At 71.9% G+C, this 25,575-nt stretch carries 28 protein-coding genes and 1 pseudogene; 13 read left to right on the top strand and 16 right to left on the bottom strand.

The genetic code is table 11. The features are described 5' to 3' along the window. Positions 1 to 9: 9 nt before the first annotated feature. The gene (locus AB0K14_RS04195) at positions 10 to 2,154 is read left to right on the top strand and encodes a hypothetical protein (protein WP_360458145.1); all 2,145 of its coding nucleotides are present in this window, start codon (positions 10 to 12) and stop codon (positions 2,152 to 2,154) included. Here AB0K14_RS04195 and AB0K14_RS04190 read toward each other — a convergent pair. Further along, positions 2,139 to 3,332 carry an amidohydrolase gene (locus tag AB0K14_RS04190; RefSeq protein WP_360458148.1) on the bottom strand — a complete coding sequence of 398 codons (1,194 nt, stop codon included), beginning with the start codon at positions 3,330 to 3,332 and terminating at the stop codon, positions 2,139 to 2,141. The genes AB0K14_RS04195 and AB0K14_RS04190 overlap by 16 nt on opposite strands. 19 nt (positions 3,333 to 3,351) lie before the next feature. Beyond that, a complete protein-coding gene (locus AB0K14_RS04185) occupies positions 3,352 to 4,230 on the bottom strand; it encodes an aldose 1-epimerase family protein (protein ID WP_360458151.1) in 879 nt (292 codons plus the stop codon). Between the two features lie 69 nt (positions 4,231 to 4,299). Between AB0K14_RS04185 and AB0K14_RS04180 the strand changes: the two genes are divergently transcribed. The 3 genes from AB0K14_RS04180 to AB0K14_RS04170 are packed head-to-tail and all read left to right on the top strand — an operon-like array spanning position 4,300 to position 6,018. Continuing rightward, on the top strand, positions 4,300 to 4,854 hold the full coding sequence (locus AB0K14_RS04180; protein WP_360458154.1) for a TetR/AcrR family transcriptional regulator: 555 nt from the start codon (positions 4,300 to 4,302) through the stop codon (positions 4,852 to 4,854). Then, complete coding sequence (locus tag AB0K14_RS04175; protein WP_360458157.1) at positions 4,851 to 5,675, top strand: MBL fold metallo-hydrolase; 825 nt, start codon at positions 4,851 to 4,853, stop codon at positions 5,673 to 5,675. The genes AB0K14_RS04180 and AB0K14_RS04175 overlap by 4 nt, the downstream gene beginning before the upstream one ends. Positions 5,676 to 5,727: 52 nt before the next feature. Next, positions 5,728 to 6,018: a YiaA/YiaB family inner membrane protein gene (locus tag AB0K14_RS04170; RefSeq protein ID WP_360458160.1), complete on the top strand. Its 291-nt coding sequence runs from the start codon at positions 5,728 to 5,730 to the stop codon at positions 6,016 to 6,018. A gap of 37 nt (positions 6,019 to 6,055) precedes the next feature. On the opposite strand, the pseudogene AB0K14_RS04165 reads toward AB0K14_RS04170, so the two are convergent. The 4 genes and pseudogenes from AB0K14_RS04165 to AB0K14_RS04150 all read right to left on the bottom strand — a co-directional run. Then, positions 6,056 to 6,280: pseudogene (locus AB0K14_RS04165) on the bottom strand (OmpA family protein); the annotation flags it as partial. Positions 6,281 to 6,696: 416 nt separating this feature from the next. Then, on the bottom strand, positions 6,697 to 6,834 hold the full coding sequence (locus AB0K14_RS04160) for a hypothetical protein (RefSeq protein ID WP_360458163.1): 138 nt from the start codon (positions 6,832 to 6,834) through the stop codon (positions 6,697 to 6,699). Positions 6,835 to 6,998: 164 nt separating this feature from the next. Then, complete coding sequence (locus tag AB0K14_RS04155) at positions 6,999 to 8,381, bottom strand: APC family permease (protein ID WP_360458165.1); 1,383 nt, start codon at positions 8,379 to 8,381, stop codon at positions 6,999 to 7,001. 71 nt (positions 8,382 to 8,452) lie between these two features. Then, entirely contained in the window at positions 8,453 to 8,686 is a 234-nt protein-coding gene (locus AB0K14_RS04150) for a hypothetical protein (protein ID WP_360458167.1), read from the bottom strand. 95 nt (positions 8,687 to 8,781) lie between these two features. Between AB0K14_RS04150 and AB0K14_RS04145 the strand changes: the two genes are divergently transcribed. Both AB0K14_RS04145 and AB0K14_RS04140 read left to right on the top strand, forming a co-directional pair. Further along, positions 8,782 to 9,621, top strand: coding sequence for a helix-turn-helix transcriptional regulator (locus AB0K14_RS04145; RefSeq protein WP_360458170.1), 840 nt, complete (start codon positions 8,782 to 8,784; stop codon positions 9,619 to 9,621). Positions 9,622 to 9,632: 11 nt separating this feature from the next. Next, positions 9,633 to 9,797 (top strand): DUF397 domain-containing protein, encoded by a 165-nt coding sequence (locus tag AB0K14_RS04140; protein ID WP_360458173.1) that lies wholly within the window; start codon positions 9,633 to 9,635, stop codon positions 9,795 to 9,797. Here AB0K14_RS04140 and AB0K14_RS04135 read toward each other — a convergent pair. From AB0K14_RS04135 to AB0K14_RS04125, 3 genes are all read right to left on the bottom strand, one after another. Further along, positions 9,791 to 10,183, bottom strand: coding sequence for a hypothetical protein (locus AB0K14_RS04135; protein ID WP_360458176.1), 393 nt, complete (start codon positions 10,181 to 10,183; stop codon positions 9,791 to 9,793). The genes AB0K14_RS04140 and AB0K14_RS04135 overlap by 7 nt on opposite strands. Positions 10,184 to 10,307: 124 nt before the next feature. After that, the gene (locus tag AB0K14_RS04130; RefSeq protein ID WP_360458179.1) at positions 10,308 to 11,282 is read right to left on the bottom strand and encodes an NAD(P)-dependent alcohol dehydrogenase; all 975 of its coding nucleotides are present in this window, start codon (positions 11,280 to 11,282) and stop codon (positions 10,308 to 10,310) included. Between the two features lie 62 nt (positions 11,283 to 11,344). Beyond that, on the bottom strand, positions 11,345 to 12,619 hold the full coding sequence (locus AB0K14_RS04125; protein WP_360458182.1) for an MFS transporter: 1,275 nt from the start codon (positions 12,617 to 12,619) through the stop codon (positions 11,345 to 11,347). 259 nt (positions 12,620 to 12,878) lie between these two features. Between AB0K14_RS04125 and AB0K14_RS04120 the strand changes: the two genes are divergently transcribed. Both AB0K14_RS04120 and AB0K14_RS04115 read left to right on the top strand, forming a co-directional pair. Next, positions 12,879 to 13,565 carry a diguanylate cyclase gene (locus tag AB0K14_RS04120; protein ID WP_360458185.1) on the top strand — a complete coding sequence of 229 codons (687 nt, stop codon included), beginning with the start codon at positions 12,879 to 12,881 and terminating at the stop codon, positions 13,563 to 13,565. 29 nt (positions 13,566 to 13,594) lie between these two features. Then, positions 13,595 to 15,076: a polysaccharide lyase family 8 super-sandwich domain-containing protein gene (locus AB0K14_RS04115; RefSeq protein ID WP_360458188.1), complete on the top strand. Its 1,482-nt coding sequence runs from the start codon at positions 13,595 to 13,597 to the stop codon at positions 15,074 to 15,076. Positions 15,077 to 15,185: 109 nt separating this feature from the next. Here the strand turns inward: AB0K14_RS04115 and pdxH are convergent, their stop codons facing one another. Further along, a complete protein-coding gene (pdxH, locus tag AB0K14_RS04110) occupies positions 15,186 to 15,842 on the bottom strand; it encodes a pyridoxamine 5'-phosphate oxidase (protein ID WP_360458191.1) in 657 nt (218 codons plus the stop codon). A gap of 170 nt (positions 15,843 to 16,012) precedes the next feature. Next, the gene (locus tag AB0K14_RS04105; protein WP_360458194.1) at positions 16,013 to 16,750 is read right to left on the bottom strand and encodes an urease accessory protein UreD; all 738 of its coding nucleotides are present in this window, start codon (positions 16,748 to 16,750) and stop codon (positions 16,013 to 16,015) included. 77 nt (positions 16,751 to 16,827) lie between these two features. Between AB0K14_RS04105 and AB0K14_RS04100 the strand changes: the two genes are divergently transcribed. Next, complete coding sequence (locus tag AB0K14_RS04100; protein WP_360458197.1) at positions 16,828 to 17,352, top strand: DUF4232 domain-containing protein; 525 nt, start codon at positions 16,828 to 16,830, stop codon at positions 17,350 to 17,352. Here AB0K14_RS04100 and ureG read toward each other — a convergent pair. The 5 genes from ureG to AB0K14_RS04075 are packed head-to-tail and all read right to left on the bottom strand — an operon-like array spanning position 17,322 to position 21,005. Beyond that, positions 17,322 to 18,002 (bottom strand): urease accessory protein UreG, encoded by a 681-nt coding sequence (gene ureG, locus AB0K14_RS04095; protein ID WP_360458296.1) that lies wholly within the window; start codon positions 18,000 to 18,002, stop codon positions 17,322 to 17,324. The genes AB0K14_RS04100 and ureG overlap by 31 nt on opposite strands. A 4-nt stretch (positions 18,003 to 18,006) precedes the next feature. Next, entirely contained in the window at positions 18,007 to 18,657 is a 651-nt protein-coding gene (locus AB0K14_RS04090) for an urease accessory UreF family protein (RefSeq protein WP_360458200.1), read from the bottom strand. Beyond that, complete coding sequence (locus AB0K14_RS04085; protein WP_360458203.1) at positions 18,657 to 20,369, bottom strand: urease subunit alpha; 1,713 nt, start codon at positions 20,367 to 20,369, stop codon at positions 18,657 to 18,659. Before AB0K14_RS04085 ends, AB0K14_RS04090 begins: the two co-directional genes overlap by 1 nt. Continuing rightward, entirely contained in the window at positions 20,366 to 20,692 is a 327-nt protein-coding gene (locus AB0K14_RS04080) for an urease subunit beta (protein WP_360458206.1), read from the bottom strand. Before AB0K14_RS04080 ends, AB0K14_RS04085 begins: the two co-directional genes overlap by 4 nt. 10 nt (positions 20,693 to 20,702) lie before the next feature. Continuing rightward, on the bottom strand, positions 20,703 to 21,005 hold the full coding sequence (locus AB0K14_RS04075; RefSeq protein ID WP_360458209.1) for an urease subunit gamma: 303 nt from the start codon (positions 21,003 to 21,005) through the stop codon (positions 20,703 to 20,705). Positions 21,006 to 21,191: 186 nt separating this feature from the next. Here AB0K14_RS04075 and AB0K14_RS04070 point away from each other — a divergent pair, with 186 nt between their 5' ends. The 4 genes from AB0K14_RS04070 (at position 21,192) to AB0K14_RS04055 (ending at position 25,549) form a co-directional block, all read left to right on the top strand. After that, positions 21,192 to 22,304, top strand: coding sequence for a citrate synthase 2 (locus AB0K14_RS04070; RefSeq protein WP_360458212.1), 1,113 nt, complete (start codon positions 21,192 to 21,194; stop codon positions 22,302 to 22,304). 323 nt (positions 22,305 to 22,627) lie between these two features. Then, a complete protein-coding gene (serC, locus tag AB0K14_RS04065) occupies positions 22,628 to 23,761 on the top strand; it encodes a phosphoserine transaminase (RefSeq protein ID WP_360458215.1) in 1,134 nt (377 codons plus the stop codon). 420 nt (positions 23,762 to 24,181) lie between these two features. Then, positions 24,182 to 25,102: a septation protein SepH gene (gene sepH, locus AB0K14_RS04060; RefSeq protein ID WP_360458218.1), complete on the top strand. Its 921-nt coding sequence runs from the start codon at positions 24,182 to 24,184 to the stop codon at positions 25,100 to 25,102. Positions 25,103 to 25,198: 96 nt separating this feature from the next. Continuing rightward, on the top strand, positions 25,199 to 25,549 hold the full coding sequence (locus AB0K14_RS04055) for a hypothetical protein (protein ID WP_360458220.1): 351 nt from the start codon (positions 25,199 to 25,201) through the stop codon (positions 25,547 to 25,549). The last annotated feature ends 26 nt before the right edge of the window (positions 25,550 to 25,575 follow it).

Below are 25,575 nucleotides of genomic sequence, written 5' to 3'. Positions count from 1 at the left end.
CGTGGGTGGGTGGCAGCAGGTTGGACGGAGAACCGGGTCGTCGGCTCGCACGTCGCCGGCTCGGTGGTGCAGCTCGGTTCCGGCACGGTCACCCTCGCGCTGGAACGCCCGGACCACCGCCTCGACTGGCTGAGCCCCGGTGCGCCGCGCGCGTGGCTGCCCAAGCACCAGCGCACGCCCAGCTACCTGCTGGACGCCCGCCGCGAAACCGTCCCGTACCGCCCGCGTCCGGCCGTCCAGGCGCACCTGACCGACTGGTTGGACGACCCGGACGCGCCGATGTCGGTGCTGCTCGTGCACGGTGCGGGCGGGCGCGGGAAGACCCGGCTGGCCAACGCCTTCGCCACCGTCGCGCACGCCTCCGGCTGGGCCGTCGCCGAAGCCGTGGCCCAGCGCACCACCACGCCCGCCGCCCCGCGCACCACGCGGCCGGACAAGGTCCTGGTGGTCGCCGACTACGCCGAGCGGTGGAGCCCCACCAGCCTGGTCGAGATGATCCGGGCCCTGCCCGCCGACTTCCCCGGCAGCACGGTCCGCGTGCTCCTGCTGGCCCGCTCCACCGCCGTGTGGCCGCAGCTCACCGCAGACCTGGACCGCGTGCCCACCGACTTGCCCGACCCGGTCGAGCTGGGTGACCTCACCGCACCCGACGACCGGGTCCAAGCCTTCACCGACGCCGCCGAGGCGTTCGCCCGCGCTCTCGGCGCACCCGCTGCCACCGCGCCGGACCTCTCCGACGACGCCTACGGCTCGGCGCTGACCCTGCACATGGCCGCGCTGGCCGCCGTCTGCGCCCAGCGGGACGACGACCCGCGCCCGACCCTGGCGAACCTGTCCACCTACCTGCTCCACCACGAACGCCGGTTCTGGCCCGCCGACCGCTTCGAGCAGACCGCCGACGCGGTGTTCGTGGCCACCCTGTTCGGCCCGACCGACACCGCCACCGCCCTGCTCGCCCGCGCCGGCGTCGCCGACGGTGAAGCGGCCCGGGACCTGGTCCGCCGCCACGACCACCTGTACCCGGAGGGCGGGTTCGCCCCGCTGCGGCCGGACCGGTTCGGCGAGGACTTCGTGGCCGACCACCTCACCACGCCACGCGCGGCGCGCATCGTCGAACGGCTGTTCACCGGCGAGGTGCGGCAGCCGCTGATCGTGCTGGCCGCCGCAGCTGACCGCCACGAGCACGTCCGGCCCGTCCTGTGGTCACTGCTGACCGAGCACGACGGGTGGGGCCGGCACGCCGGCGAGCCGCTGATCCGCACGGTGATCGACCACGCGCCGTACTCGGTGGCCGGCCAGGTCTACGTCAAGCTGCCCGAGTACCACACCGGGTTGCTGCGCCCCAGCGTGGAACTCGCGCGGTACCTGATGGAGCACTTCCCGCCCGACGCCCCGCCGCAAGCCCGCGCCCAGATGCTGATGCACGTGAGCGGGCGGCTGGGTGACCTGGGCGACCACCAGGGCGAGTTGGAGGCGGCGCTGCGCTGCGCCGACATCTTCGAGGACCTGGTCACGCGGGGCCTGCCGCACCTGCACGACCTGGCGGACGCCTTCCACTCGGTCGGTGGCGCGTGGAGCTCCTTGCACGAGCACGAGCGCGCGCTGGAAGCCGTGGAGAAGGCCGAGGTGCTGCGGCGCCACCTGGCGAACCTCGATCCGGCAAGCCACCTACCGGAGCTGGCGAGGCTGCTCAGGACCATCGGCCGCATCCGCGCGCAGGCGGGCGACGAGGCGGGCGCGATGCGGGCGACCGAGGAGGTCATCGACATCCTGCGCGCGTACCCGGACCCCGGCCTGCTCGCCGCCGCCCACAACACCCTGAGCAACCTCGAGGCGGCCTTGGGCGACCGGCGGGCGGCGTTCGAGGCGGCCGCGGAGTCGATCCGGCTGAACCGGCTGCTGGCCGTGCAGGACCCGGAGGTCCACCTGCCCGCCCTGGCGAACGATTACCTCACGCTCGCCTGGGGGCAGCTGATCGTCGGACCGCCGCCGACGCACCTGCCCGAGGCGTTGCGAGCGGCCCGGAAGGGGTTGGAGCTCTACGACGCGTTGGCCCGGCAGGAGCCGGAGGTGTTCGGCCCCCGCCGGGACCACGCGGTGGAGCTGGTGAACGAGGCCCAGCGGCAGCTGGACCTCGTTCAGGACTCCGAGTAGAACGGGTTCAGGTGGACTTCCTCGCCGTTCTCGAACCGGTACACCTCGCGGCCTTCCACGAAGACCTTCAGGGCGCGGCTCATCACGTCCAGCGGGTCGCCCGACCAGATCACCACGTCGCCGTCGAGGCCCGGCCGCAGTGATCCCACGCGGTCGTCCAGGCCCATGATGGCGGCCGGGTTGGTGGTGATCGACTCCAGGCCGACCTTCGGGTCCAGGCCCTCCTTCACCGCGAGCGTCACCTGGTGCACGAGGAAGTGGATCGGGACGACCGGGTGGTCGGTGGTGATCGCGATGCGGACGCCCGCCCGGGCCAGGATGCCGGGGTTGCGCAGCGAGCGCTGCCGCACCTCGACCTTGGACCTGCTGGTGAACAGCGGCCCGATGATCACCGGGACGTCACGCTCCGCCAGCAGGTCCGCGATCAGGTGGCCCTCGGTCCCGTGGTTGACGATGAGCCGGTAGCCGAACTCGTCGGCCAGCCGCAACGCCGTCGCGATGTCGTCCGCGCGGTGGCAGTGCTGGCACCACGGCAGCTCACCGGACAGCACCCGGGCCAGCACCTCGGACGTGGTGTTCCGCTCGAACGCCCCGTCCGCCTCGTCCCGCTTGGCCACGTAGTCCTGCGCCTTGGTGAACGCGTCCCGGATCACCGCGGCCACGCCCTGGCGCGTGGACGGCAGCTTCTTCTGGTCCCCGTACACCCGCTTCGGGTTCTCGCCGAGCGCGCTCTTCACGCTGACGGGGTTGCGCACCAGCATCTCGTCGGCCGTGCGACCCCAGCACTTCACCGCCACGGTCTGGCCGCCGATGACGTTGCCCGAACCGGGCTTGACCACCGCGGTCGTGACGCCGCCGGCCAGGGCGTCGGCGAAGCCCTGGTCGGCGGCGTTGATCGCGTCCAACGCGCGCAGCCGGGCGCCGTTGGGGTCGGTCATCTCGTTGGTGTCCTGCCCGGCCCAGCCCTCGCCCTCCTCGTGCACGCCGAGGTGGCCGTGGGCCTCCACGAAACCGGGCAGCACCCAGCCGCCCGCCGCGTCCACGACCGCGACGCCGTCCGGCACCTCGACGTCCGAGCCGACCGCGACGATCTTCCCGTCCCGGATCAGGACCGTGCCGCCCTCGATCGGCTCTCCGGCCACCGGGACGACGTACCCACCCGTGATTGCGACGTTCATAGTTAGCGACGCTAACTGTCTACGACAGGGGGCGCAAACCCCACCGGCCGGCCCACGACTCGCCCGGCTCCAGCCACAGCAGGTCCACCCCGCTGTTCAACGCGTCCGGCGGGCACGTCATCGGCTCGATCGCCACCGCGCGACCACGTCCAGGGAAGTCGTCGGGCGTGTAGACCTGCACCCACCTGAAGTCCGGGTCCGCCCACACCTCGACGCCGCCGCCCGGCCCCTTGAGCACGTGCCGCACCAGGCCGTCCACCGGCTCGCACCCGCCGAACGCGGTGTCCAGCCGCACGTCCTCCAGCAGCCGCGCCACCCGGAAGTCGTAGTCGGTCCCCTCGACCGGCAGGGCCGGGCCGCTCGGGATCATGGTGTGCGCGTCCACCGGCAGCACGGTCGAGGCGGACAGCGACAGCGACGTCTCGTCGGTCAGCGACGCGCCGGCCCGCGGGTACGGGTGCGTGCCCACGCCGAACGGGGTGCGCTTGTCACCCACGTTGGTGACGCCGTGCGAGACGGACAGCCCGTTCTCGTCCAGCGCATACGTGATGGTGGTGCGCAGCTCGACCGGCCAGCCGAGGCCCGCCACCGGCGTCTCCAGCGAGATCAGCGACCCGGTGTGCTCCACGGTGCCCCAGATGGCGCGGCGCACCAGGCCGTGGATGGCGTTGCCCCGGGCGGGCTCGCCGATCTCCAGCTGCTGCTCCTCGCCGTCGAGCACCCATCTGCCACCCGCCACGCGGTTGGGCCACGGCACGAGCACCGCGCCGCTACCCATGGGCGGTTCGTCGGCGTCGTACGTCTCCACGTACGGCACGCCGCCGACCTCGTAGGACTTCAGTCCCGCACCTTCGGGTGCGATGACGGCGCGCGCCGCGCCGTGGGTGATCTCCAGCATGGGTCAGGAGCGTATCCGAGGGGCTCCAGCCCTTGACTTGATTACTAGACCGGTCTCTATAGTAAAACCATGCCACGACGGACCGACACCCGACAGCGCGTGGTGCGCACCGCGGCCGAGCTCTTCCGGTCGCAGGGCTACCACGCGACAGGTCTGAACCAGGTTCTCAGCGAGGGCGGTGCGCCCAAGGGCTCGCTCTACTTCCACTTCCCGGGCGGCAAGGAGCAGTTGGCGGTCGAGGCGGTGACGTTGGCGGGCAACGACCTGCGCACCGCGCTCGCCGCCGTCCTCGCCGCCGAACCGGACCCGGCGAAAGCGCTTTCCGAGGCCTTGGAGCTGCTCGGCCGGGAGCTGCTGGCTTCGGACTTCCGCAGCGGGTGCCCCATCGCCACGGTGGCGTTGGACGCGGCGTCGGACAGCGAACCGATCCGCGTGGCCTGCGAGGACGTCTACGCGTCGTGGCAGCGGGTCATCGCCGCGCACGTGGGCGACGAAGACCTGGCCACGGTCGTGCTGGCCGCCATCGAGGGCGCCCTGCTGCTCGCCCGCACCCGCCGTTCGCTCGACCCCCTGCACGCCGTCGCCGCCCGGCTGGGCGCACTCCTCGGAAGGCCGAGACCATGAAGGTGCACCACCTGAACTGCGGCACCATGCGCCCGTTCGGCGGGAAGCTGGTGACCGGCGAGGGCTCGTACCTCGCCGCGGCCGAGCTGGTCTGCCACGTGCTGCTGCTGGAGACCGACGACGGGCTCGTGCTGGTCGACAGCGGCCTGGGCGTCGGTGACGTGCGGCGGCCGGGCGAGACGTTGGTGCGCCGGTGGCGGTTGATGAGCCGGCCGGTGCTGGCGGAGTCGGAGACCGCGCTGCGCCAGGTGGAGGCGCTCGGGTTCGCCGCGTCGGACGTGCGCGACGTCGTGCTGACCCACCTCGACCTCGACCACGGCGGTGGCCTGCGCGACTTCCCGCACGCCAGGGTCCACCTCTCCGTCGAGGAGCTGGCCGCGGCGACGCGTTCGGGCAAGTCCGGCAACGACCGGGTGCGCTACCCGGACGCGCAGTGGTCGCACGGGCCGCGGTGGGTGCCGCACGAGACGACCGGTGAGTCGTGGTTCGGCTTCCACGGGGTCCGCGAGGTCCGGCCGGACGTGCTGCTGGTGCCGTTGTTCGGGCACACGCACGGGCACTCGGGCGTGGCGGTGCGGACCGGCGACCGGTGGCTGCTGCACGCCGGCGACTCGTACTTCTTCCACGGCGAGGTGGAGTCACCACCCCACTGCCCGCCGGCGTTGGCGTACATGCAGAAGCGGATGGAGGTCGTGCCCGAGCTGCGGCTGGCCAACCAGGAGCGGTTGCGGGAACTGGTGCGCGACCACGGTGGTGCGGTGGACGTCTTCAACGCGCACGACACCACCCACCTACGACGGCGGCAGAAAGCCCTCGCCTGATCGAGTAGCGCTACTCATGACACCGGTGGGCGTCGGTGGGGATGCTTCGGCCATGACCGCGAAAACCCACTCGCCGACCACCAACGCCTTCTACGCGCAGGCGGTGATCTCGTTCGTGATCTCGCTGGCCGCCGTCGGCCTTGGCGTCGCCTACCTGCCGGTGGACGGCTGGGTGCGCGCGTTCCTCGCCCTGGGCCTGCTGTTCACCGTCACGTCGGCGTTCACCCTGGCCAAGTGCGTGCGCGACCGCCAGGAGGAGACCTACGTGGTGAGCCGGGTGGACCAGGCCCGGCTGGAGAAGCTGCTCGCCGAGCACGACCCGTACCGGGTGGAAGCGGCCTGACGGCCGTCAGGCCGCCGGCGCGAACGGCCGGCCTGCCCAGGGCCACGAGCAGGTCGCGGACCTTCGTGGCGCGGGTCAGGCTGAGCCTGTCGGCGGAGTCGGAGGACCCGACCGAGGCGGCCCGCCCGATTAAGAAGATCCTCAAGTGAGGGGTCTCCCGGATCAACCCGGCGTACCGGACCAACGTGTCGCCGTCGCCGCGGGCGAACTGGACGGAGTCGGGCTCGAACTCGACGCTCCACCGCTGGACGAGCCGGGCCACATCCGACTCGTCTCCCCTCACCACCCCGAGCGAGGACGGGCGACCGGAGTCCGAGGGCCGGCCGGTCGTCGTGGTCTGACCGGGTGTCCGGAGCGCGGCGGCCGACGGCTGATCCACCTCTCCCACAGGCGTCGTGGTGGCGGATCCCAGCGCCGGCACCCGACCACCGCGAGCCAGGCGGAGGCGATGCCCATTCCGAAGACCGTGGTTCCCACGCCTCGCTCAAGGCCTCGGCCGCCGCGTCGTCGGCGACGTGCCGGTCGAAGCCGTGGTAGCACAGGTAGGCGACGACCCGGCCGTACTCGGCGCGGAACTCGACCTCGCACGACACGGGTACTCCGGACGTGACGCCCTCCTGCTGGTGGTCGTGGGCACGGGTGGCCGCGCGGGGGAAGTCGGTGCGCAGCGCCACGGCGTCACCGCCGCGCCCGACGGCCGCGCCCCCGCAGCACCACCGCAGTCGTCACGGCGAGGGCGGTGACCAGCGCGGTCGCGAGGGCGGACCCGGTGAGCGAGTAGAAGGACCCGGCGGCGACGAGGATGCCGGTGATCACGGATGACGCGTGCTCGCCTGGAGGCGTTGACGGGCTCATGTGAACAAAGGGGTTGAGCACCCCGTTCCGCGCCAAGATCATCAGGCTTTCACCCGATCGAATGACCAATGCGAACGCCCGGGACCCGGTGGGCCGCAGGGATGCGGCCCACCGGGATCAGCGGGTCACTTGGCCAGCTTCTCCGGGTCGAACTCGACCTTGCCGTGCACCAGGCGGTTGATCAGCCACAGCACCAGGCCGGCGCCGAGCAGGTACAACGCGATCTCGTAGTCCGCCGACGCGCGGCCCGACAGCGGGCTGGCCAGGTACGCGCACGTGAGCGCGCCCAGCACCGGCACCCACGTCGGCGCGCGGAAGTGCTCGTGGTCGGCCTTCTCCTTGCGCAGCACCAGCACCGCGACGTTGACGATGGTGAAGACGACCAGCAGCAGCAGGGCGGTCGTGCCGCCGAGCTTCGCGATGTCGGTGGTGAGCACCAGGATGATCGCGACGCCCGAGGTGAAGACGATCGAGATCCACGGCGTGCGGCGGAACGGGTGCACGATGCCGAAGGCCTTCGGGATGATCCGCTCGTTCGACATGCCGTAGATCAGCCGGCTGGCCATCAGCATGTTGATCAGCGCCGAGTTGATGACCGCGAACAGGCCGATCAGCGAGAAGATCCACAACGGGAAACCGGGCGCGCCCACCTGGACGACCTTCAGCAGCGCGGAGGACCCCGCCTTGGACAGCTCGTCGGCGGGGATGAGCAGCGACGACGTGATCGCGACCAGCACGTAGATCACCGCCGCGATCACCATGCCCCACAGCATCGCGCGCGGGAAGATGCGGACCGGGTCGCGGCACTCCTCGGCCATGTTCACCGAGTCCTCGAACCCGACCATCGCGAAGAACGCCAGCGCGGTGGCGGACGTGACGGCCACCAGCGCGCTCTGGCCGGGTGCCGGGTCGACCTGGGTGAGCCGGCCGGGGTCGCCGTCGCCCGCCAGCACCGCGTAGATGCCGATCGCGATGATGATCACCAGGCCGGACAGCTCGATGCAGGTCAGGACGACGTTCGCCTTGACCGACTCCGACACGCCCCGGAAGTTGATCGCGGCGAGCCCGATGATGAAGAGGACCGCGACCAGGCTCGCGGACACGGTGAACGTGTCCGAGAAGAACTCCTTGATGACCGACTGGAGGTAGGTGCGCCCGAACGCGAGCGCGGCGGAGGACGCCGAGGTGATGCCCGAGCTCATCACCGCGAACGCCACCATGAAGGTGAGGAACTGGATCTTGAACGCGCGGTTGGTGTACAGGGCCGCCCCGGCCGCCCTGGGGTACTTGCCGACGAGTTCGAGGTAGCTGAACGCGGTCAGGAACGCCACCACGAACGCGACCAGGAAGGGCAGCCAGAGCGCGCCGCCGATCTTGCCCGCGACGTTGCCCGTGAGGGCGTAGATGCCGGTGCCGAGGATGTCACCGACCACGAAGAACAGCAGCAGCTTCGGGCCGATGGCCCGCTTCAGTTCCGGTTGCGCCGGTGCGCTCGTCGCTTCCGCCATGCCGAGTGAGTGTGCCGGATCACACTGGGCCCGGATAGTCGAATCGGCACACCTTGGGCAAGTCTTGATGTTCAGGTTCGGGCGGCGGCCCGGAGGTCTGCCTCGGCCTGCGCGATGGCCTCGTCCAGCGCCTCCCGGAACGCCGCGATCTGGGCGGCTTCCAGTCGTACGCCGTCCACCCCGGAAGGCAGGAACACGTCGATCCCGCCGTCCTGGACTTCCAGCGTCATCACGTCCTCCTGCTCGGAGTAGCACCGCAACAACCACTCGCGCTTCGGCAAGGTCACCTTGATGATCGGCTCCATGCTCATTAGATTTGCAGCGCTTCCACTTAGCTCGCAATGACACGATCGAGTGAGTGTCATTGCTCCGCAGTACACAGCGCCCTACGTTCGCTTCCATGGCACGCCGCGCCGGAACGTCGGTCCGCTCTCGCCGACTCGCGTACATCCTCAAGAAGCTCCGCAACGCCACCGGCATCAGCACCGATGCCGTGGGCGACGCCGTGGGCATGTCCGGGAGCAAGATCAGCCGCATCGAGACGTCCGGTATGGGCATCTACCTGGACGACCTGGAGAAGCTGCTCGACTTCTACAAGGTCGCGCGCAGGCAACGCGTGGAGCTCCTGGACCTCGCCCGGCACGCCGAACAACGCGGCCTGCTGCGCATGAACAACCAGAAGCTGCACGAGGACTGGCAGACCTGGGCCGACTTCGAGGACGAGGCCAGTTCTTTGCTCTACTACGAGCCGCTGGTCATCCCCGGTCTTTTGCAGACCCCGGAGTACTCCCGGTCGATCATCGCGGCCACCGGGCACGCGCTTTCCGAGAACCAGGTCGATGCGCTGGTCGCGAGCCGGATGGCGAGGCAGGGACTGCTCGCCCGCGGCAACCCCCTCAAGCTGCACGCGATCATCGAGCAGGGTGCGGTCGAGCGGCCGTTCGGTGACTCCGGCGCGCAAGCCAGGCAGGTCCGCCACCTCATCGACACGGCCGAGCGCCCGAACGTCACCGTTCAGGTGGTGCCGACCCACGCCGAACTGCACGCGGGGCTCAGCGGGCCGTTCGTGATCTTGCAGTACGACGACGATCCGAGCCTGGTGCTGTTGGAGAACAAGGTCGCCAGCCTGTTCATCGACGAGGACGACCAGATCGAGGTGTTCGAGGCGACCTGGGCGACCCTCCAGGATTTGGCATACACCATGCAGGAAACAGTGGAGTACCTGAAGGGTCTTGCATAAGACTGTGGAGCATGACCCTGTGGCGCAAGAGTTCTCGTAGTGCGAGCACGGCCAACTGCGTTGAGGTGGCGCACATCGAGGAACGGGACCGGGTGGCGGCGCGGGACTCGAAGAACCCCGCGCCCACCATCACCTTCCCCGCCACCTCATGGGCGCGGTTCCTGCGGGCTCAGTAGTCCTCCCACTGGTTGTAGTCCGCGCTGTTCGGGCCGGCGGTGTCGTCCACGCCGATGGCGGCCAGGTCCGCCGAGGTGAACGTCGCCCCGGCCCGCTCTCCCAGGAACACCCCGATCAGCGACTCCATGACGTCGAGGTGGGCGTGACGCGACCGGTCGTTGCACGCGGTGATCCGCTCCAGACCGCCGAGGACGTGCTGCTGCGCGTCGGTCTCGGCCAGCTGCCGGTAGATCAACCCGGCTTCCCCGAACCCCTCGCCCGGCCCGGTGATCTTGACGTACGACGAGGCCGTGGCGCGGAACAGCATGAACAGCGCACCCCGCCCCTGGGACATCCCGTCGGGCTCCAGCCGGAAGCCGAACAGCTCCTGCAAGCCGTCCAGCACCCGCTGCCGGTGCTCACGCAGGGCCGTGTTGTAGGGCTGGCTTTAGAAGTAGCCGTGCTTGGCGTCCGGGTGGGCGTCGAGGAACGCCTGAGCGAACGCGCGGTGGTCGTACGTGATCACCGGGCTAGTCCACCACAGCGATGACGACGTTGCCCCGCTTGTGCCCCGCGTCCACGTACCGGTGGGCCTCGGCGATGTGCTCGAACGGGTAGGTCCGGTCCACGACGACCCGCAGCCTGCCCTCCTCCAGCAGGTCCTTGACGACGAGCAAGCCGGCGTTCTTGCGCACCGACATGCCGAACACGACCTTCTTGCCGCCCTTGCCGCCGCGCACCGACGTCCACAACCCCCACAGCACGTTGCCCAGGCCGGTGGTCGGCACGTACTTCCCACCGGCCCGCAACGCCCGCCGCGACCGCGTGAACGAGCTCTTGCCGACCGTGTCGAACACGACGTCGTAGGCGTCCAAGTCCGCCGTGAAGTCGCGTTCCGTGTAGTCGATGACCTCGTCCGCGCCGAGCGACTTCACCAGCTCGACGTTGCCGGGACCGCAGACGCCGACGACCTCCGCCCCGAACAGCTTCGCCAGCTGCACCGCGTACGTGCCGATGCTGCCGGACGCGCCGTTGACCAGCACCCGCTGCCCAGCCCGCACGCCGACCTTGTCGCGCAGGAAGAACAAGGCGGTGGTGGCGCCGTCCACGGCGGCGGCCGCCTCGGCGAACGTCCGACCGGCCGGCTTGGGCGCCAGCGACCCGTCGGCCGGCATCCGCACGTACTCGGCGTGCCCGCCGGCGCCGAAGCCGGTGAACCCGAAGACCTCGTCACCGGGCGCGAACCGCCGCACGTCCGAGCCGACCCGCGTGACGACCCCGGCCACCTCCATCCCCAGGGTCCGCAGCCTCCGGCGCGGGCGGCGCAGGCCGATGACCACCCGGCCCCACCGCGGCTCGCCGCGACGCATCGCGCACTCCGCCGACGTCACCGTCGTCGCGTGCACCTTGATCAGCACGTCGTCCTTCCCCGGGACGGGGACGGCCGACTCCACGACCCGGACCACGTCCGGCGGACCGAACCTGGTGTGCACGGCAGCTCTCATACCGGCGGACGCTAACCTGCGAGGACTGAGGGTGTTCTCAGTGTTTTCGCAGGTCAGGGGCATCACTTAGGGATGTCCCCCGAGGGCAGCGCGTCGGGCGTGAAGCGGTAGCGCCGGATCGCCGGGATCGCCAGCACGGCCAGCCCGGTCGCGGCCACGACGAGCACACCACCGATGGCGGTGGCGTTGCCGGGGCCGATTAGGGCGCCCGTGGTGCCGTGCAGGAGGTCCGCCAGCCGGGGCCCGCCCGCCACCACCACGATGAACACGCCCTGCATCCGGCCGCGCATCTCGTCCGCCGCCGCCGACTGGAGGATCGCGCTGCGGAACACCATGCTGACCATGTCCGCCGCGCCGCCGAGGGCCAGGAACACCACGGCCAGCCACAGGGCGTGCGACAGGCCGAACCCGATCATCGTCACGCCCCAGGCGACGATCGCGTACACGACGCCCATGCCGTGGCGGTGCACCCGTGACGTCCAGCCCGACGTGAGGCCGAACAGCATCGCGCCCAGCGGCATGGCGGCGAACAGCAGGCCCAGCGCCAACCCTCCGCCGGGCGGGTCGCCGAACGTGTTCTCGGCCATCTCCGGGAACAGCGCGCGCGGCATGCCGAACACCATCGCGATGACGTCCAGCAGGAAGCTCGCCAGCAGGATCTTCTGCAACGCCAGGTACTTGAACCCGTCGACCACGTCCCGCACACCGGCGCGCCTCGACGTGCCGCTCAACGGCGGGAGCGGCGGCAGCTTCCAGACCGCCCAGATCGTCAGCGTCAGGGCGATGGCGTCGACCAGGTACAGCGTCGACAGGCCGACCACCGGCATCAGCGCGCCGGCCAGCAGCGGTCCGAACACGCCGCCGAACATCATCACCGTCGCACCGAGCGCGGTGGCGGCCGGGATCTGGTCGGCGGGCACCAGCCGGGCGATGGACGCGGTGCGGGCGGGGGCGTTCGCGGCGAAGAACACCTGTTGCAGGCCCAGCAGGGCGATCACCAGCCACACCGAGTCCACGTGCAGCGCGGCCTGCACCCACAGCAGCACGGACGCCACCGCGATACCGGTGTTGGTGACGACCAGCAGCTTGCGCCGGTCCACCACGTCGGCGATCGCGCCGCCGTACAGCCCGAAGACCAACAACGGCACCAACGCCACACCGGCCGACACGCCCACCCAGCCCGACGACCCGGTCAGGTCGTACACCTGCTTGGGCACGGCCACCGCGGTCAACTGGCTGCCGACGGCCGTGACGACGGTCGAGAGCCACAGCCGCCGGAACGCCACGACCTTCAGCGGTCGGGTGTCGATGGCAATCTTCCCCAGCACTCTCCGCACAGTCGTTAGCGTACGGTAACTAACAACTTCTTTACCGAGACTTCGACCACGGGAACTGGCCGCCGCGAGGAGTGGTGGCGGCGGTTCACCTGGGCCGCCGAACTGGCCCTGGACGAATCGCCCGCGAAACGGGTCGCGGGCCTGAACCTGCTGACCACGCTCGCGAAGTCGGAACTGGCCGAGCGCGACGAGTGCCTGTTGCTGGACGAGTTCCAGCGGCGTGCACTGGAGTCGTTGCCCGCCGAGGAGGAGCCCCGTGGTGACTGACGCGGCCATCACCCCGGAACACATCGCCGCCGCCCGCCTGCGCCTGGTGCTCGACGCGAAGCTCGGCCGCCCCACGCCCGACCGCATCCGCCGCATCGCCGGGATGACCCGGCCCGACGAGCCGCCGTCGCGGACACCGCCGGCGGTGTCGCACGACCGGGGTCCGGTCCGGGACCACGCCCGCGAGTGGTTCAGGCTCCAGGTGGAGGCGGCCCGGGAGGGCGCGGAAGACCGGACCACATGGCTGCTGCTGGTCGACGTGGGCGCGATCGGAGCGCGGTACTCGTCGATCAGCCAGGCGGCGGTCGGCGCGGCGCAGAACGAGATCTTCGGGCTGCTGTGGAGGGCCTCGGGTGACGAGCCGCCCGTGGCGCGGCTCGGTGAGGACGAGTTCGCCGTGCTCGTCACCGCACCCGGGCACGGGCCGGACAGCGGGATCGCGGTCGCCGAGCGGATGCGGGCGGCGGTGGCCGGGCACGACTGGCGGGAGCTCCTGGGAACCGACCGGCAGCCGGAGGTCAACGTCGGCGTCACCGCGGTGCGGCCGGGTGAAACGCTCCAAGAGGCGCTGGCCCGCGTGGACGGTGCGGTGCGGGAGGCGCGGCGGCGGGGCGGCGACCGGGTGGCGCTGGCGGAGGCCGACGTGGAACCGTTCGCCCGGGGCGAGCGTCGACCCTAGCCGGCACCCGGTGCCCGATACTGGGCGGCATGTCCTTCGACGGCACCTGGCCCGACGTCGACTACTCGTCCCGGGACGCCGCCGACTTCCCCGCCATGGAGCACCTGCACCGCGCGCGGACCCTCCCGCCCGCCGAACGCCTCGCCGCGCTGGTGGCCTGGCGACGCCTGGCCCCCACCTCCGACAACTGGTGGTACAACGAGATCGGCGCACCGCAGCTCGTCGGCGACGCCCTGCTGGACCTCGACCTGTCCCCCGCCGAACGCGCCTCCTGGGGCGAGTGGCTGGCGTCGGCGGTCGGGCCGGTGGAGAAGACCGGGCAGAACCTGGTCTGGGCGTCCGCGATCCACCTGCGGCGCGGGCTGATCACGCGGGACGACGCCGTGGTCGCCGAGGCGGTCGACCGGATGTGCTCGGTGCTCGCCTTCACCGATGGTGAGGGCGTCCAGGACGACTACAGCTTCCACCAGCACGGTCCGCAGCTCTACTCCGGCGGCTACGGCGCGAGCCTGGTCGAGTCGCTCACCCGGTGGCTGCACCTGTTCCCCGAGCCCGCCGTCCGGTTCTTCACCGACTTCCTGCTCGACGGCCAGCAGTGGTTCGCGCACGGCTCGTCGTACGACTTCACCGCCATGGGCCGCGAACTGGTCCGGCCCGACGCCCACCGGCTCGACTCGCTGCGCGCGGCCGTCGACCGGCTGATCGGCTCCGGCTCGCGGTACCGGGCCGACGAGCTGGCCGCCCTCGCGTCCCGGCTCGACGGCGCCGGCCCGCCGCTGGTCGGCACCCGGTGGTTCCCCCGCTCCGACTACCTCGTGCACCGCCGCCCGACCTGGGCGTTCACCGTGCGCGCGTCGTCCACCCGGACCGTGCCCACCGAGACGCTGAACGGGGAGAACACCCTCGGGCGGCACCTCGGGGACGGCGTCGCCACGATCCGCCTCGGCTCGTCCGACGGGTACCGCGAGGTGCTGCCGGTGTGGGACTGGGCCCGGCTGCCGGGCACCACCACCGAACAGGGCCGCTCCCTGCTCCCCCGCCCGTACCTGGAGCGCGGCGCGGCGGAGGACGTGTTCGGGTGGGCCGCCGACGGCCACGGCGCGGCGGTGGTGCGGATCGCGGGCGTCGACCGGTTCACCGACGGCTGGAAGGCGTGGTTCTGCTTCCCGGACGCCGTGGTGGCACTGGGCGCGGGCATCTCGGCTCCCGGCGCGAACCGGGTGGTCACGACCATCGACCAGCGCCTGGCCGTCGGCGACGTGTCCACCGACCCGGTCCGGCACGGCGGCATCACCTACGTGCCGCTGGCACCGCACTTCACGTCCCTCGAAGGCGGGATCTTCACCATCGGCTTCGACCACGGCCCGAGCCCGGTCAACGCCTCCTACGCGTGCCTGATCGCCCCTGAGGTGCCCGACTTCGAGGTCTTGGCGAACACCCCGACCGAGCAGTCCGTGCGGTGCGGCGGCACCACGCTGACCCGGCGCGGCAACGAGATCACCCGGACGTAGAACGGGCCCCGCGGTGACGACGCACCGCGGGGCCCGGTCGAAGCGGGAACCGCCGAAGCGGGAACCGCGGGCCGTGGACTACGGGCCGTGGTGGACTGCGGGCCGTGGACTACGGCGCGACCCGCTGCACTTCCCAGCCGTCACGGCCGAGGCGGAAGCGCAGGCGGTCGTGCATGCGGTCGCGGCGGCCCTGCCAGAACTCGACCTCCTCGGGCCGGATGCGCCAGCCACCCCAGTGCGGGGGCACGGGTACCCGGTCGGAGTCGGCGAACTGCCGCTCGACCTTGTGCAGCGCGCTCTCCAAAGTGGAGCGACCGCCGACCACCCGGGACTGCGGCGACGCCCAGGCGCCCAGCTGCGAGCCGCGCGGGCGGCTCTCCCAGTAGCTCGCCGTCTCGGCGGGACCGACCTTCTCCACGATGCCGCGCACGTGGGCCTGCCGCTGCATCGCGAACCACGGGAACGTGGCCGACGCGTAGCGGGTGGCCATCAGGTCGTGGCTCTTGGCGGAGGTGTAGTTGGTGAAGAACACCAGACCGCGCTCGTCCAGGCCCTTGGCCAGCACGGTGCGCGAAGAGGGGCGGCCTTCGGTGTCCGCGGTCGCGAGGACCATCGCGTTCGGCTCCGGCAGACCGGCGCCCGCCGCCTGGTCCAGCCACAGCTGCAGCTGCTCGTGCCAACTGGCCTCGAGGTCGCTCTCCGTGAGCGATCCTTGTTCGTAGGACACCCGCATCGACGGCAACGCGATGTTCGTCGTCTCCGACATCCCGACCTCCCGGAGCGTACTTCGGCCTGGCCAAGGCACTTGTGGCACCTAGCGATCCAGCGACCGTACGGGTTCCCGGCGCTGGGCGAAACCGCCCGCACGGTGATGACCGCCACCCGATCCGTGACTTTCAGTGTGACGGTCGCCTCGGAATCGAGCACGGGATCGAGTCAGACCGGACGCGAACCGGGGTGCCTGGCGCGTGCCTGGTCGAGCGCGCGGTCGACGGTCACCACGTCGTCGGCCACGGCGGTGGCGAGGCTTCCGCCTCGGACCAGCGGGACGAGCGACCACCACGGTTCCGAGACCGCTCCCGGGAGGTCGTCGCCCCAGCACAGGAGTTCGGTGCCGAGCACCCTGCGCCCCACCAGGCCGGCCGGGCTCGTGTCCACTTCGGGCGTTCCCAAGTGAGACGTCTGCTTGATCAGCGGACCGTCGCGCCGGACGTCGAGGGTCGTGGTGAGCAGGCCCGACCGCTCGTTCGTCCGACCGAGGACCACGACGTCCCGCGCACGCAGCCGAGCGCCTTCCCCCATCCGTGCGCGGAACACCGCCTCGTGGCAGGCACGCGCCGTGACGACAGTCGGCTCCGGCAGGTAGGACATCGACGCGCCGTCGGCCAATTCCACGTCGACGAGGGCACGGCTGCCGCCGGGGTGCCGACCGGGCAGCGCGAGCGTCGCGGCCACCCCGCGCAGCTCCAGCGACGCGCCGGGACCGACCGTGACGCGCAGTTCGAGGTCGTCGCCGCCCAGCGGCGCGGTGACGGCGCTGACCAGGTGCACCAGCGCCACCTCGGCACGCCCGCGGTGCGGCACGAGGCGCAACGGGGCCATGGACCTCATGTCGCGCACCACGGTTCGCCCGTTCGGGTCGCGTTCCACGACCAGGTGCGCCCGCGCCCTCACCGGAGCAACCCCCGTGACCCCCGACACGTCATCAGGTCGGGTGGAACTCCCACCCGCGAATCTCGGGGGAGATCGTGATGAGGAGATCTGTCGCAGTGGCCGCGATCATCGCGGCCGTGTCCGTCACCGGGGGAACCGCCGTCGCGCAGGCGGCGGGGGACGAGGTCGGCGCCGAGGTGGCCACGTGCCGCTCGGTGGACCTCGACATCGCCTTCGGCCGCGTGGAGGGCGCGGCGGGAACGGTGTACCGGGAGGTCGTGTTCACCAACCGGGGCCCGCGCACGTGCGTGCTCCGCGGTTTCCCGGGGGTGTCCTATGTGGACGCCGATGGGAAGCAGGTCGGCGCCGCGGCCAGCCGCGTCGGCGACCGTGGTTCGTCGCTGACCCTGCCGCACGGCGGCGCGGCGATCTCGGACGTCGGGTTCGCCCAGGTCGACAACTTCGACCCGGAGGTGTGCCGCAAGACGCCCGTCTGGGGCATCCGCGTGTTCCCGCCGGACGAGACCGTCCCGCTGTACGAGCCCATGCGGGACCAGCACGGCTGCGCGGGCGACGTCAGCCCGTTCGGCGATCAACTGACCGCCGCGAGCGTGCGGAGCTGAGCGCGCACCCAGTCGGCCACCGCGGGGGCGTCCGGTGTGTCCACAAGGGACTGGCTCAGCACCGGTAGCTCGCCGCGCATCCGGTGGGCGTCGGCCGTCATGACGCCGAGGTCGGCGCCCACCATGGGCGCGAGGTCGGTCTTGTTGATCACCAGCAGGTCCGCGGTGGTCACGCCGGGCCCGCCCTTGCGCGGCACCTTGTCGCCGCCCGCCACGTCCACCACGAAGATCTGCCGGTCCACCAGCCCCCGGCTGAACACGGCGGTCAGGTTGTCGCCGCCGCTCTCGATGATCACCAGCTCCAGGCCGGGGAACCGGTGCTCCAGCAGCTCCACCGCGTCCAGGTTGGCGGTGATGTCGTCGCGGATCGCGGTGTGCGGGCACGCGCCGGTCTGCACCGCCTCGATCCGGTCGACGTCGAGCACGCCGGCGGCGCGCAGGAAGTCGGCGTCCTCGGTGGTGTAGATGTCGTTGGTCACGACGGCGAGGTCCACGCTGCCGCCCAACGCCCGGCACAGCGCGGCGGTCAGCGCGGTCTTGCCGCTGCCGACCGGGCCGCCGATGCCGAGGCGCACGGCGCGGTGGGCGTGGTCGTGCGCGTGGTGCGGGTCGTGTCCCGCGTCGGTGGGGTCGAAGTTCACCGGGTGCACGTGGTCAGCTGACAAAGAGACGCACCTCTTCGGAGTGGTGGCGGTCGTGGGATTCGGCCAGCAGGTCAAGGCCCGGCGCGCTCGGCGCGGGCAGGTCCTCGGGCGGGGTGTCGGCGTGGACGGCGGCCGTCGCGGCCACCGCGTCGATCTCGGGCGCGAGCCGGGCCAGCACCGCGTTCACCCCGAACGGGTCCAGCCCCAGCAACCGGACCGCCCCCGTCGCCGGACCCGTCACCGCGTGGTACGCCACGGTCTGCGCGGCCTCGAACGGCTCGCCGACGAGCACGCCCACGATGATCGGGTGGTGCGGCCGGGGCGTGACGCGCAGCAGCTCGGCCAACGCGGGCGTCGGCCACGCCTTCGAAGCCGCCCGCGCGATGCCCCGGCCCTGCACGCGTGAGGCGTTGCGCTGGGCCGGTGACGGCGTGCGGGCGTCGAGCTCGGCGTCCAGCTCCGCGTACCGGCCACGACACGCGGCGGCGGCGAACACCGCGCCCAACGCCCCCGCCGTGCGCAGCCTGCCGAGCAGGAACGACCGCAACGACGCCTCGTCGGTGACCAACCGCCGCGCGACGGCCTCCTCCAGCCCGCCCGAGTGCGCGTGACCACCGCCCGGGAAGCGGGAGTCCGCGATCATCAGCGCCGCGAGGTTCATCAGAACAGGAAGTAGCGCTGGGCCATCGGCAGCTCCGCCACGGGCTGCGGCTCGACCAGCTCGCCGTCGATGCGCACGGCGAAGCTGTCCGGGTCCACCTTCACCGACGGCATCGCGTCGTTGAGCACCATGTCGGCCTTGGTCACGCCGCGGGTGTTCCTGATCGGCACCAGCGGTCGGGCCAACCGCAGCACGTCCGCCAGGTCCGCGTCCACCGCCTGCTGCGACACGAAGTGCACGCTGCTGCGCGCGGCCGAGTGCGCGCCGAACATCGGCCGGGCGAAGATCGGCTGCGGGGTGGGGATGGACGCGTTCGCGTCACCCATCGCGGCGTGCGCGATGAACCCGCCCTTGAGCACGACCGACGGCCGCACGCCGAAGAACTTCGGCTCCCACAGCACCAGGTCGGCCAGCTTGCCGACCTCCACCGAGCCCACCTCGTGGTCGATGCCGTGCGCGATGGCCGGGTTGATCGTGTACTTGGCCACGTACCGGCGGGCGCGGAGGTTGCCGGCCGCCCCACCACCGGCGAGGTCGCCGCGCCGCCGCTGCATCACGTGCGCGGTCTGCCAGGTCCGGATGATGACCTCGCCGACCCGGCCCATGGCCTGCGAGTCCGAGCTGATCATCGAGATCGCGCCCAGGTCGTGCAGGACGTCCTCGGCCGCGATCGTGGTCGGCCGGATGCGGCTCTCGGCGAACGCCAGGTCCTCGGGCACGGACGGGTTGAGGTGGTGGCACACCATCAGCATGTCCAGGTGCTCTTCGAGCGTGTTCACGGTGTGCGGGCGGGTCGGGTTGGTCGAGGACGGCAGCACGTTCGGCTCGGACACCACCTGGATGATGTCCGGCGCGTGCCCGCCGCCCGCGCCCTCGGAGTGGTAGGCGTTGATCGACCGGCCGGCGATGGCGGCCAGGGTCGACTCGACGAACCCGGCCTCGTTGAGCGTGTCGGTGTGGATGGCCACCTGCACGCCCGACTCGTCCGCGACGCGCAGGCAGGCGTCGATCGCGGCGGGCGTGGTGCCCCAGTCCTCGTGCAGCTTGAACCCGCCCGCGCCACCGGCCAGCTGCTCCCGGAGGGCGTCCTCGCGGGTGGTGTTGCCCTTGCCGAGCAGCAGCACGTTGACCGGCATGTGGTCCAACGAGGCGAGCATCCGGCCCAGGTTCCACGCGCCGGGCGTGACCGTGGTGGCCTTCGTGCCCTCGGCGGGCCCCGTGCCGCCGCCGATCAGCGTGGTCAGGCCGGACGCGATCGCGGTGTCCACGATGCCGGGGGTGATGAAGTGGACGTGGCAGTCGATGCCGCCCGCGGTGAGGATTTTGCCGTTGCCCGACAGCACCTCGGTGGACGGGCCGATGACCAGCGCCGGGTCGACGCCGTCCATGGTGTCGGGGTTGCCCGCCTTGCCGATGGCCACGATCCGGCCGTCGCGCACGCCCACGTCGGCCTTGACCACGCCCCAGTGGTCGAGCACGACCGCGCCCGTGATGACCAGGTCCGGCGCGCCCTCGGCGCGGGTGGCGACGCCCTGGCCCATCGACTCGCGGATCACCTTCCCGCCGCCGAAGATGACCTCGTCGCCCGAGCCCGCGCCGCGGCTGCGGTCCTCGGTGACCTCGATCAGGATGTCGGTGTCGGCCAGCCGGATCCGGTCCCCGGTGGTGGGGCCGAGCAGTTCGGCGTAGCGGCGGCGGCTGATCCTGGTCACCGGCCCCGCTCCCCCGCGTCCAGGCTGCCGGCCCACTCGGGCCGCAGCCCCGGCACGTGCCGCGCGCCCGCGATCGGCACCAGGGTCACCTCGCGCTCCACGCCCGGCTCGAACCGCACCGCCGTGCCCGACGGGACGTCCAGCCGCTTGCCCCACGCGGCCTCCCGGTCGAACTCCAGGCCGGGGTTGACCGCGGCGAAGTGGTAGTGCGACCCCACCTGCACCGGGCGGTCGGCCGCGTTGACCACGACGAGCGTGGTGCGCGGCCGACCGGGGTTCAGCTCGACCGGCTCGTCGCCGGTGATGATCTCGCCAGGGACCACGGGCTGCTCCTCACACGATCGGGTGATGCACGGTCACGAGCTTGGTGCCGTCCGGGAAGGTCGCCTCGACCTGCACCGACTCGACCATCTCCGGCACGCCGTCGAGGACCTGGTCGCGCGTGAGGACGTGCCTGCCGCTGTCCATCAGCTCGCTGACCGTCCGGCCGTCCCGGGCGCCTTCGAGCACGTGGTCGGTGATGAGGGCAACCGCTTCCGGGTAGTTCAGGACGACGCCGCGGTCGAGCCGCCTGCGCGCGACGTCGGCCGCCACGTGGACCAGCAGCTTGTCCCGCTCGTGCGGTGTCAGGTGCATGGCTCGTGGTCTACCACGGGAAACGACCCGAACGCGGAACGGAAACAAGGGCTTAACGATCACCTCCCCGATCTGAATCGGTTCCTTGATCGTGACCGAGGACACGCGCGGCCGCGATTGCCGTGGGGTCTGATGGGGAGCAAGGTTTCTCCAACTCTTTACTTTCGCCGAGAAGGAGCGCACAGCGTGGTGCAGACCGAGGACGACGGCTTCCGACCAGGCCTGGAGGGCGTGGTCGCCTTCCGCACCGAGATCGCCGAACCGGATCGCGACGGTGGCGCGCTGCGCTACCGCGGCGTGGACATCGAGGACCTGGCCGGCCAGGTGAGCTTCGGCAACGTGTGGGCCCTGCTGGTCGACGGCCGCTTCGGCCCCGGGCTGCCGCCCGCCGAGCCGTTCCCCATCCCGGTGCACACCGGTGACGTGCGGGTGGACGTGCAGGCGGCGCTGGCCATGGTCGCGCCGATCTGGGGTTACGAGCCGCTGCTCGACATCACCGACGAGCAGGCGCGGGAGCAGCTGGCGCGGGCCTCGGTCATGGCCCTGTCGTACGCGGCGCAGTCCGCGCGGGGCATCGGGCGGCCCGCCGTGCCGCAGCGCCGGATCGACGAGTGCACCACGGTCACGGAGCGCTTCCTGACCCGCTGGCGCGGCGAGCCGGACCCGGCGCACGTGAAGGCGCTGGACTCCTACTGGGTGTCGGCCGCCGAGCACGGGCTCAACGCCTCCACGTTCACCGCCCGGGTGATCGCCTCCACCGGCGCGGACGTCGCGGCGGCCATGTCCGGCGCCATCGGCGCCATGTCCGGCCCGCTGCACGGCGGCGCGCCCGCGCGGGTGCTGCCGATGATCGAGGAGGTCGAGCGGACCGGCGACGCGCGCGGGTACGTGAAGGGCGTGCTCGACCGGGGCGAGCGGTTGATGGGCTTCGGCCACCGGGTGTACCGGGCGGAGGACCCGCGGGCTCGCGTGCTGCGGCGCACGTGCCTGGAGCTGGGCGCGACCCGGTACGAGGCGGCGAACGCGCTGGAGCAGGCGGCGCTGGCCGAGCTGCGGGAACGGCGACCGGACCGGGCCATCGAGACCAACGTCGAGTTCTGGGCCGCGGTGATCCTGGACTTCGCGCAGGTGCCGCCGCACATGATGCCCGCGATGTTCACCTGCGCCCGCACCGCCGGGTGGTCGGCGCACATCCTGGAGCAGAAGCGCACCGGCAGGCTGGTCCGGCCGTCGGCGAAGTACGTCGGCCCGGGGCCGCGCAAGCCGTCCGAGGTGGAGGGCTGGGAAGAGATCGCCTGACCGACCTGCCCGGGTCGCCGCCGACGTCGTCCGGCGGCGGGCGGGGCGTCGGCTCCTCGCCGGTCACCGCGCGGTGGGCGGCGTCCGGGTCGATCGCGGACGTGCACGCGGCGTCCACGCGGCCCGCCCCCGCGACCGCGTTCCCCGCCGCGTCACCGACCGGGCACCACCGGTGATCGGTCGTTCGTGGACTGTCCACTGCCGAGCGCGGACGTGACCAGGGACACCCGGATGTCACCGTGCGGCCACGCGGCTGCAACACTGGAGACCCCGGCAACGGCGCCGGTCGTGCCGACCCCCTCCCCGTAACCGGAGGCTTCGCGATGACCCAGACCGCCGACCCGACCACGTTGGTCCTGCCCTCCGACCTGCAGCCGTCCGACGGCAGGTTCGGGTGCGGGCCCTCCAAGGTCCGTCCCGAGGCCCTCGCGGCGCTCGCGGCCGAGGGCGCCGCGCTGATGGGCACCTCCCACCGGCAGAAGCCGGTGAAGTCCCTGGTCGGCTCGGTGCGCGCCGGTCTGCGGGAGCTGTTCTCGCTGCCCGAGGGCTACGAGGTCGTGCTCGGCAACGGCGGCACCACCGCGTTCTGGGACGCCGCCGCGTTCGGCCTGGTGCGCGAGCGCGCCCAGCACTTCACCTACGGCGAGTTCTCCTCGAAGTTCGCCAAGGTCACCTCCGACGCGCCGTTCCTCGGCGACTCGATCGTGGTCAAGGCCGACCCGGGCAGCGCGCCCGAGATCACCTACGCCGAGGGCACCGACCTCGTCGGCTGGGCGCAAAACGAGACCTCGACCGGTGTCGCGGTGCCCGTCGCCCGCCCGGCCGGCTCCGACGGCGCGCTGGTCGCCATCGACGCCACCTCGGGCGCGGGCGGCCTGCCGGTGGAGGCGTCGGACTACGACGTCTACTACTTCGCGCCGCAGAAGTGCTTCGCCTCCGACGGCGGGCTGTGGATCGCGCTGATGTCGCCGGCCGCGCTGGAGCGGGTCGCCGAGATCGGCGCGTCGGGCCGCTGGGTGCCGGAGTTCCTGTCGCTGACCACCGCGCTGGACAACTCCACCAAGGAGCAGACGTACAACACGCCGTCGCTGGCCACGTTGTTCCTGCTGAACAACCAGATCGAGTGGATCCTGGGCAACGGTGGCCTGTCGTGGGCCGTGGAGCGCACCGCCGACTCGTCGTCGCGGCTGTACTCGTGGGCGGAGTCCACTTCGTACACCACGCCGTACGTGGCCGACCCGGCGCACCGCTCGCAGGTCGTCGGCACGATCGACTTCGACGACTCGGTGGACGCGGCCGCGGTGGCGAAGGTGTTGCGCGCCAACGGGATCGTGGACGTCGAGCCGTACCGCAAGCTGGGCCGCAACCAGCTGCGGGTGGCCATGTTCCCGGCGGTCGAGCCGACCGACGTGAGCACGCTGACCAAGGCCGTCGACTGGGTCGTCTCCCAGCTCTGATCGCGTCCTCCGGTGTGGGGGCCGTCCCGGTTCGTCGGGCGGCCCCCACACCGCTGTCCGGCGGCCGTTGCGCCGAACGGCCCACCCGGCCCCCGTGCGCTTCCCGCCGCCCCGCCGTGCCGCTTCCCGCCGTCCGCCGGCTCTTCGTGCGCTTCCCGTCGCCCGCCGGCCCTTCGTCCGCTGCCCGCAGCCGCCGGTCGACCGGGTGCTTCGGGAAGCCGTACCCGGCGGGATCACCGGGCCGGGAACGTCCCGGTCGACCTGCGCGAAGGTGAACCTTCCGGTAACGGACGTGCGGACACGGGCGACATACGGCAAGATCACACGAAGATATCGGTGACCACGGCGAGTCTCCCCCGTCAAGGCGGCGCGCCGCATTAACGTGTGTAGTCGGCGAGGTGAGCCATCCGGGAGGCCATGATGCGAGCGTTGCGAGTCATCGGGCTCGAAGACGACGGCAAGTCCGTCATCCTTGAGGACCCGGATCGCGGCGAGCGCTTCGTGCTCCCCGCCGACGAACGGCTGCGCGCCGCGGCACGCGGAGACCTCACCCGGCTCGGCCAGATCGAGATCGAGGTCGAGAGCCAGATGCGGCCGCGCGAGATCCAGGCGCGCATCCGGGCGGGTGAGTCCGTGGCCCAGGTCGCGGCGGCCGCCGGGCTGCCCGTGCACCGGGTCGAGCGCTACGCCTACCCGGTGCTGCTGGAGCGCTCCCGCACCGCCGACCTGGCCCAACGCGCCCACCCCGTCCGCGAGGACGGCCCGGACGTGCAGACGCTCGGCGAGGTCGTCGCGCACTCCTTCGGCCTGCGCGGCCAGGAGTACGCCGACGTCAGCTGGGACTCGTGGCGGGGTGAGGACGGCCGCTGGGTGGTCCAGCTCCACTGGACCGCGGGCAGGTCGGACAACCTGGCCCACTGGGCGTTCCACCCAGGCGCCCAGGGCGGCACGGTGACCGCGCTGGACGACGGGGCCATGGAGCTCATGGACCCGAACCCCAACCGGACGCTGCGCACGGTCCGGCCGGTCACCCAGCTGGCCCGCCAGGCGCTGGAGTTGGAGAAGTTGGAGGAGCCGGAGATCCTCGCCCGCGAGGAGCCGGCCCCACCGCCTCCCCCTCCGCCGCCGGTCCAGGAACCGGAGCCGACCCCGGAGCCCGCTCCGGTGGCCGAGGAACCGCCCGCGCCGGCCGCACCGGCACCGCAGCAGCCGGCGGCGACGGCGGGCGCCAAGCCGCCACCGGCCCGCAAGGACCCGCCGCCCAAGCGCGGCAAGAAGAACCACCCGATCGTGCCGTCGTGGGAGGACGTCCTGCTGGGCGTCCGCTCCACCCGCGGCTAGCGGGTAGCGACGACGAGGGCCCCCGCCGACAGCGGGGGCCCTTTCGCGTAGGAGTACTCAAGACGGGCGCGGTCCGGATGGCCGAAGATCGCTCACATGAGGCGGGTCGCGTGGCGGTACGGCTGGGTGACGGCGGTCGGCGGCCTGCTGGGTGCCGGTTGGTGGGCCTGGTTCACCTACGCGGGCCGGGCCTGCGGGAGCGACTTCGGGTGCCAGGTCGGCTTCGCGCTCACCGTGCCGTTCCTGCCGGTGGCGGGCTGGTTGACGGCCTGGTTCCTGCTGCGCCGACTGGGCGTCGACCGACCGGGTGTCACGGCGGTGTCGGGTGCGGTGGTCACCGTGGTCCTGTCGATCGCCGGTCTGGGCTTCGCGGCGCTGTCGGCGTGGCCGGCCGCGGTCGGCGTGGGCGCGCTGTCGTTCCTGATCGGCGGCATGCTCTCGTCGTGAGCGGTTTACCGCGAGTGATCACCCGG

Source organism: Actinosynnema sp. NPDC050801, from assembly GCF_040673975.1.
GTDB lineage: Bacteria > Actinomycetota > Actinomycetes > Mycobacteriales > Pseudonocardiaceae > Actinosynnema.
The sequence above is the reverse complement of the archived record's forward strand: the minus strand, read 5'-3'. Positions and strand labels throughout refer to the sequence as shown.

Bases quoted from the DNA above. Each gene is read 5' to 3' on its own strand.
- AB0K14_RS04150 (WP_360458167.1), bottom strand. From the start codon at position 8,686: ATGGAGCCGATCATCAAGGTGACCTTGCCGAAGCGCGAGTGGTTGTTG.
- sepH (WP_360458218.1), top strand. From the start codon at position 24,182: ATGCGAGCGTTGCGAGTCATCGGGCTCGAAGACGACGGCAAGTCCGTC.
- AB0K14_RS04155 (WP_360458165.1), bottom strand. From the start codon at position 8,381: ATGGCGGAAGCGACGAGCGCACCGGCGCAACCGGAACTGAAGCGGGCC.
- AB0K14_RS04130 (WP_360458179.1), bottom strand. From the start codon at position 11,282: ATGAGAGCTGCCGTGCACACCAGGTTCGGTCCGCCGGACGTGGTCCGG.
- AB0K14_RS04175 (WP_360458157.1), top strand. From the start codon at position 4,851: ATGAAGGTGCACCACCTGAACTGCGGCACCATGCGCCCGTTCGGCGGG.
- AB0K14_RS04055 (WP_360458220.1), top strand. From the start codon at position 25,199: ATGAGGCGGGTCGCGTGGCGGTACGGCTGGGTGACGGCGGTCGGCGGC.
- AB0K14_RS04170 (WP_360458160.1), top strand. From the start codon at position 5,728: ATGACCGCGAAAACCCACTCGCCGACCACCAACGCCTTCTACGCGCAG.
- AB0K14_RS04145 (WP_360458170.1), top strand. From the start codon at position 8,782: ATGGCACGCCGCGCCGGAACGTCGGTCCGCTCTCGCCGACTCGCGTAC.
- AB0K14_RS04180 (WP_360458154.1), top strand. From the start codon at position 4,300: ATGCCACGACGGACCGACACCCGACAGCGCGTGGTGCGCACCGCGGCC.
- AB0K14_RS04100 (WP_360458197.1), top strand. From the start codon at position 16,828: ATGAGGAGATCTGTCGCAGTGGCCGCGATCATCGCGGCCGTGTCCGTC.
- AB0K14_RS04185 (WP_360458151.1), bottom strand. From the start codon at position 4,230: ATGCTGGAGATCACCCACGGCGCGGCGCGCGCCGTCATCGCACCCGAA.
- pdxH (WP_360458191.1), bottom strand. From the start codon at position 15,842: ATGTCGGAGACGACGAACATCGCGTTGCCGTCGATGCGGGTGTCCTAC.
- serC (WP_360458215.1), top strand. From the start codon at position 22,628: ATGACCCAGACCGCCGACCCGACCACGTTGGTCCTGCCCTCCGACCTG.
- AB0K14_RS04190 (WP_360458148.1), bottom strand. From the start codon at position 3,332: ATGAACGTCGCAATCACGGGTGGGTACGTCGTCCCGGTGGCCGGAGAG.
- AB0K14_RS04075 (WP_360458209.1), bottom strand. From the start codon at position 21,005: ATGCACCTGACACCGCACGAGCGGGACAAGCTGCTGGTCCACGTGGCG.
- AB0K14_RS04090 (WP_360458200.1), bottom strand. From the start codon at position 18,657: ATGAACCTCGCGGCGCTGATGATCGCGGACTCCCGCTTCCCGGGCGGT.
- AB0K14_RS04115 (WP_360458188.1), top strand. From the start codon at position 13,595: ATGTCCTTCGACGGCACCTGGCCCGACGTCGACTACTCGTCCCGGGAC.
- AB0K14_RS04140 (WP_360458173.1), top strand. From the start codon at position 9,633: ATGACCCTGTGGCGCAAGAGTTCTCGTAGTGCGAGCACGGCCAACTGC.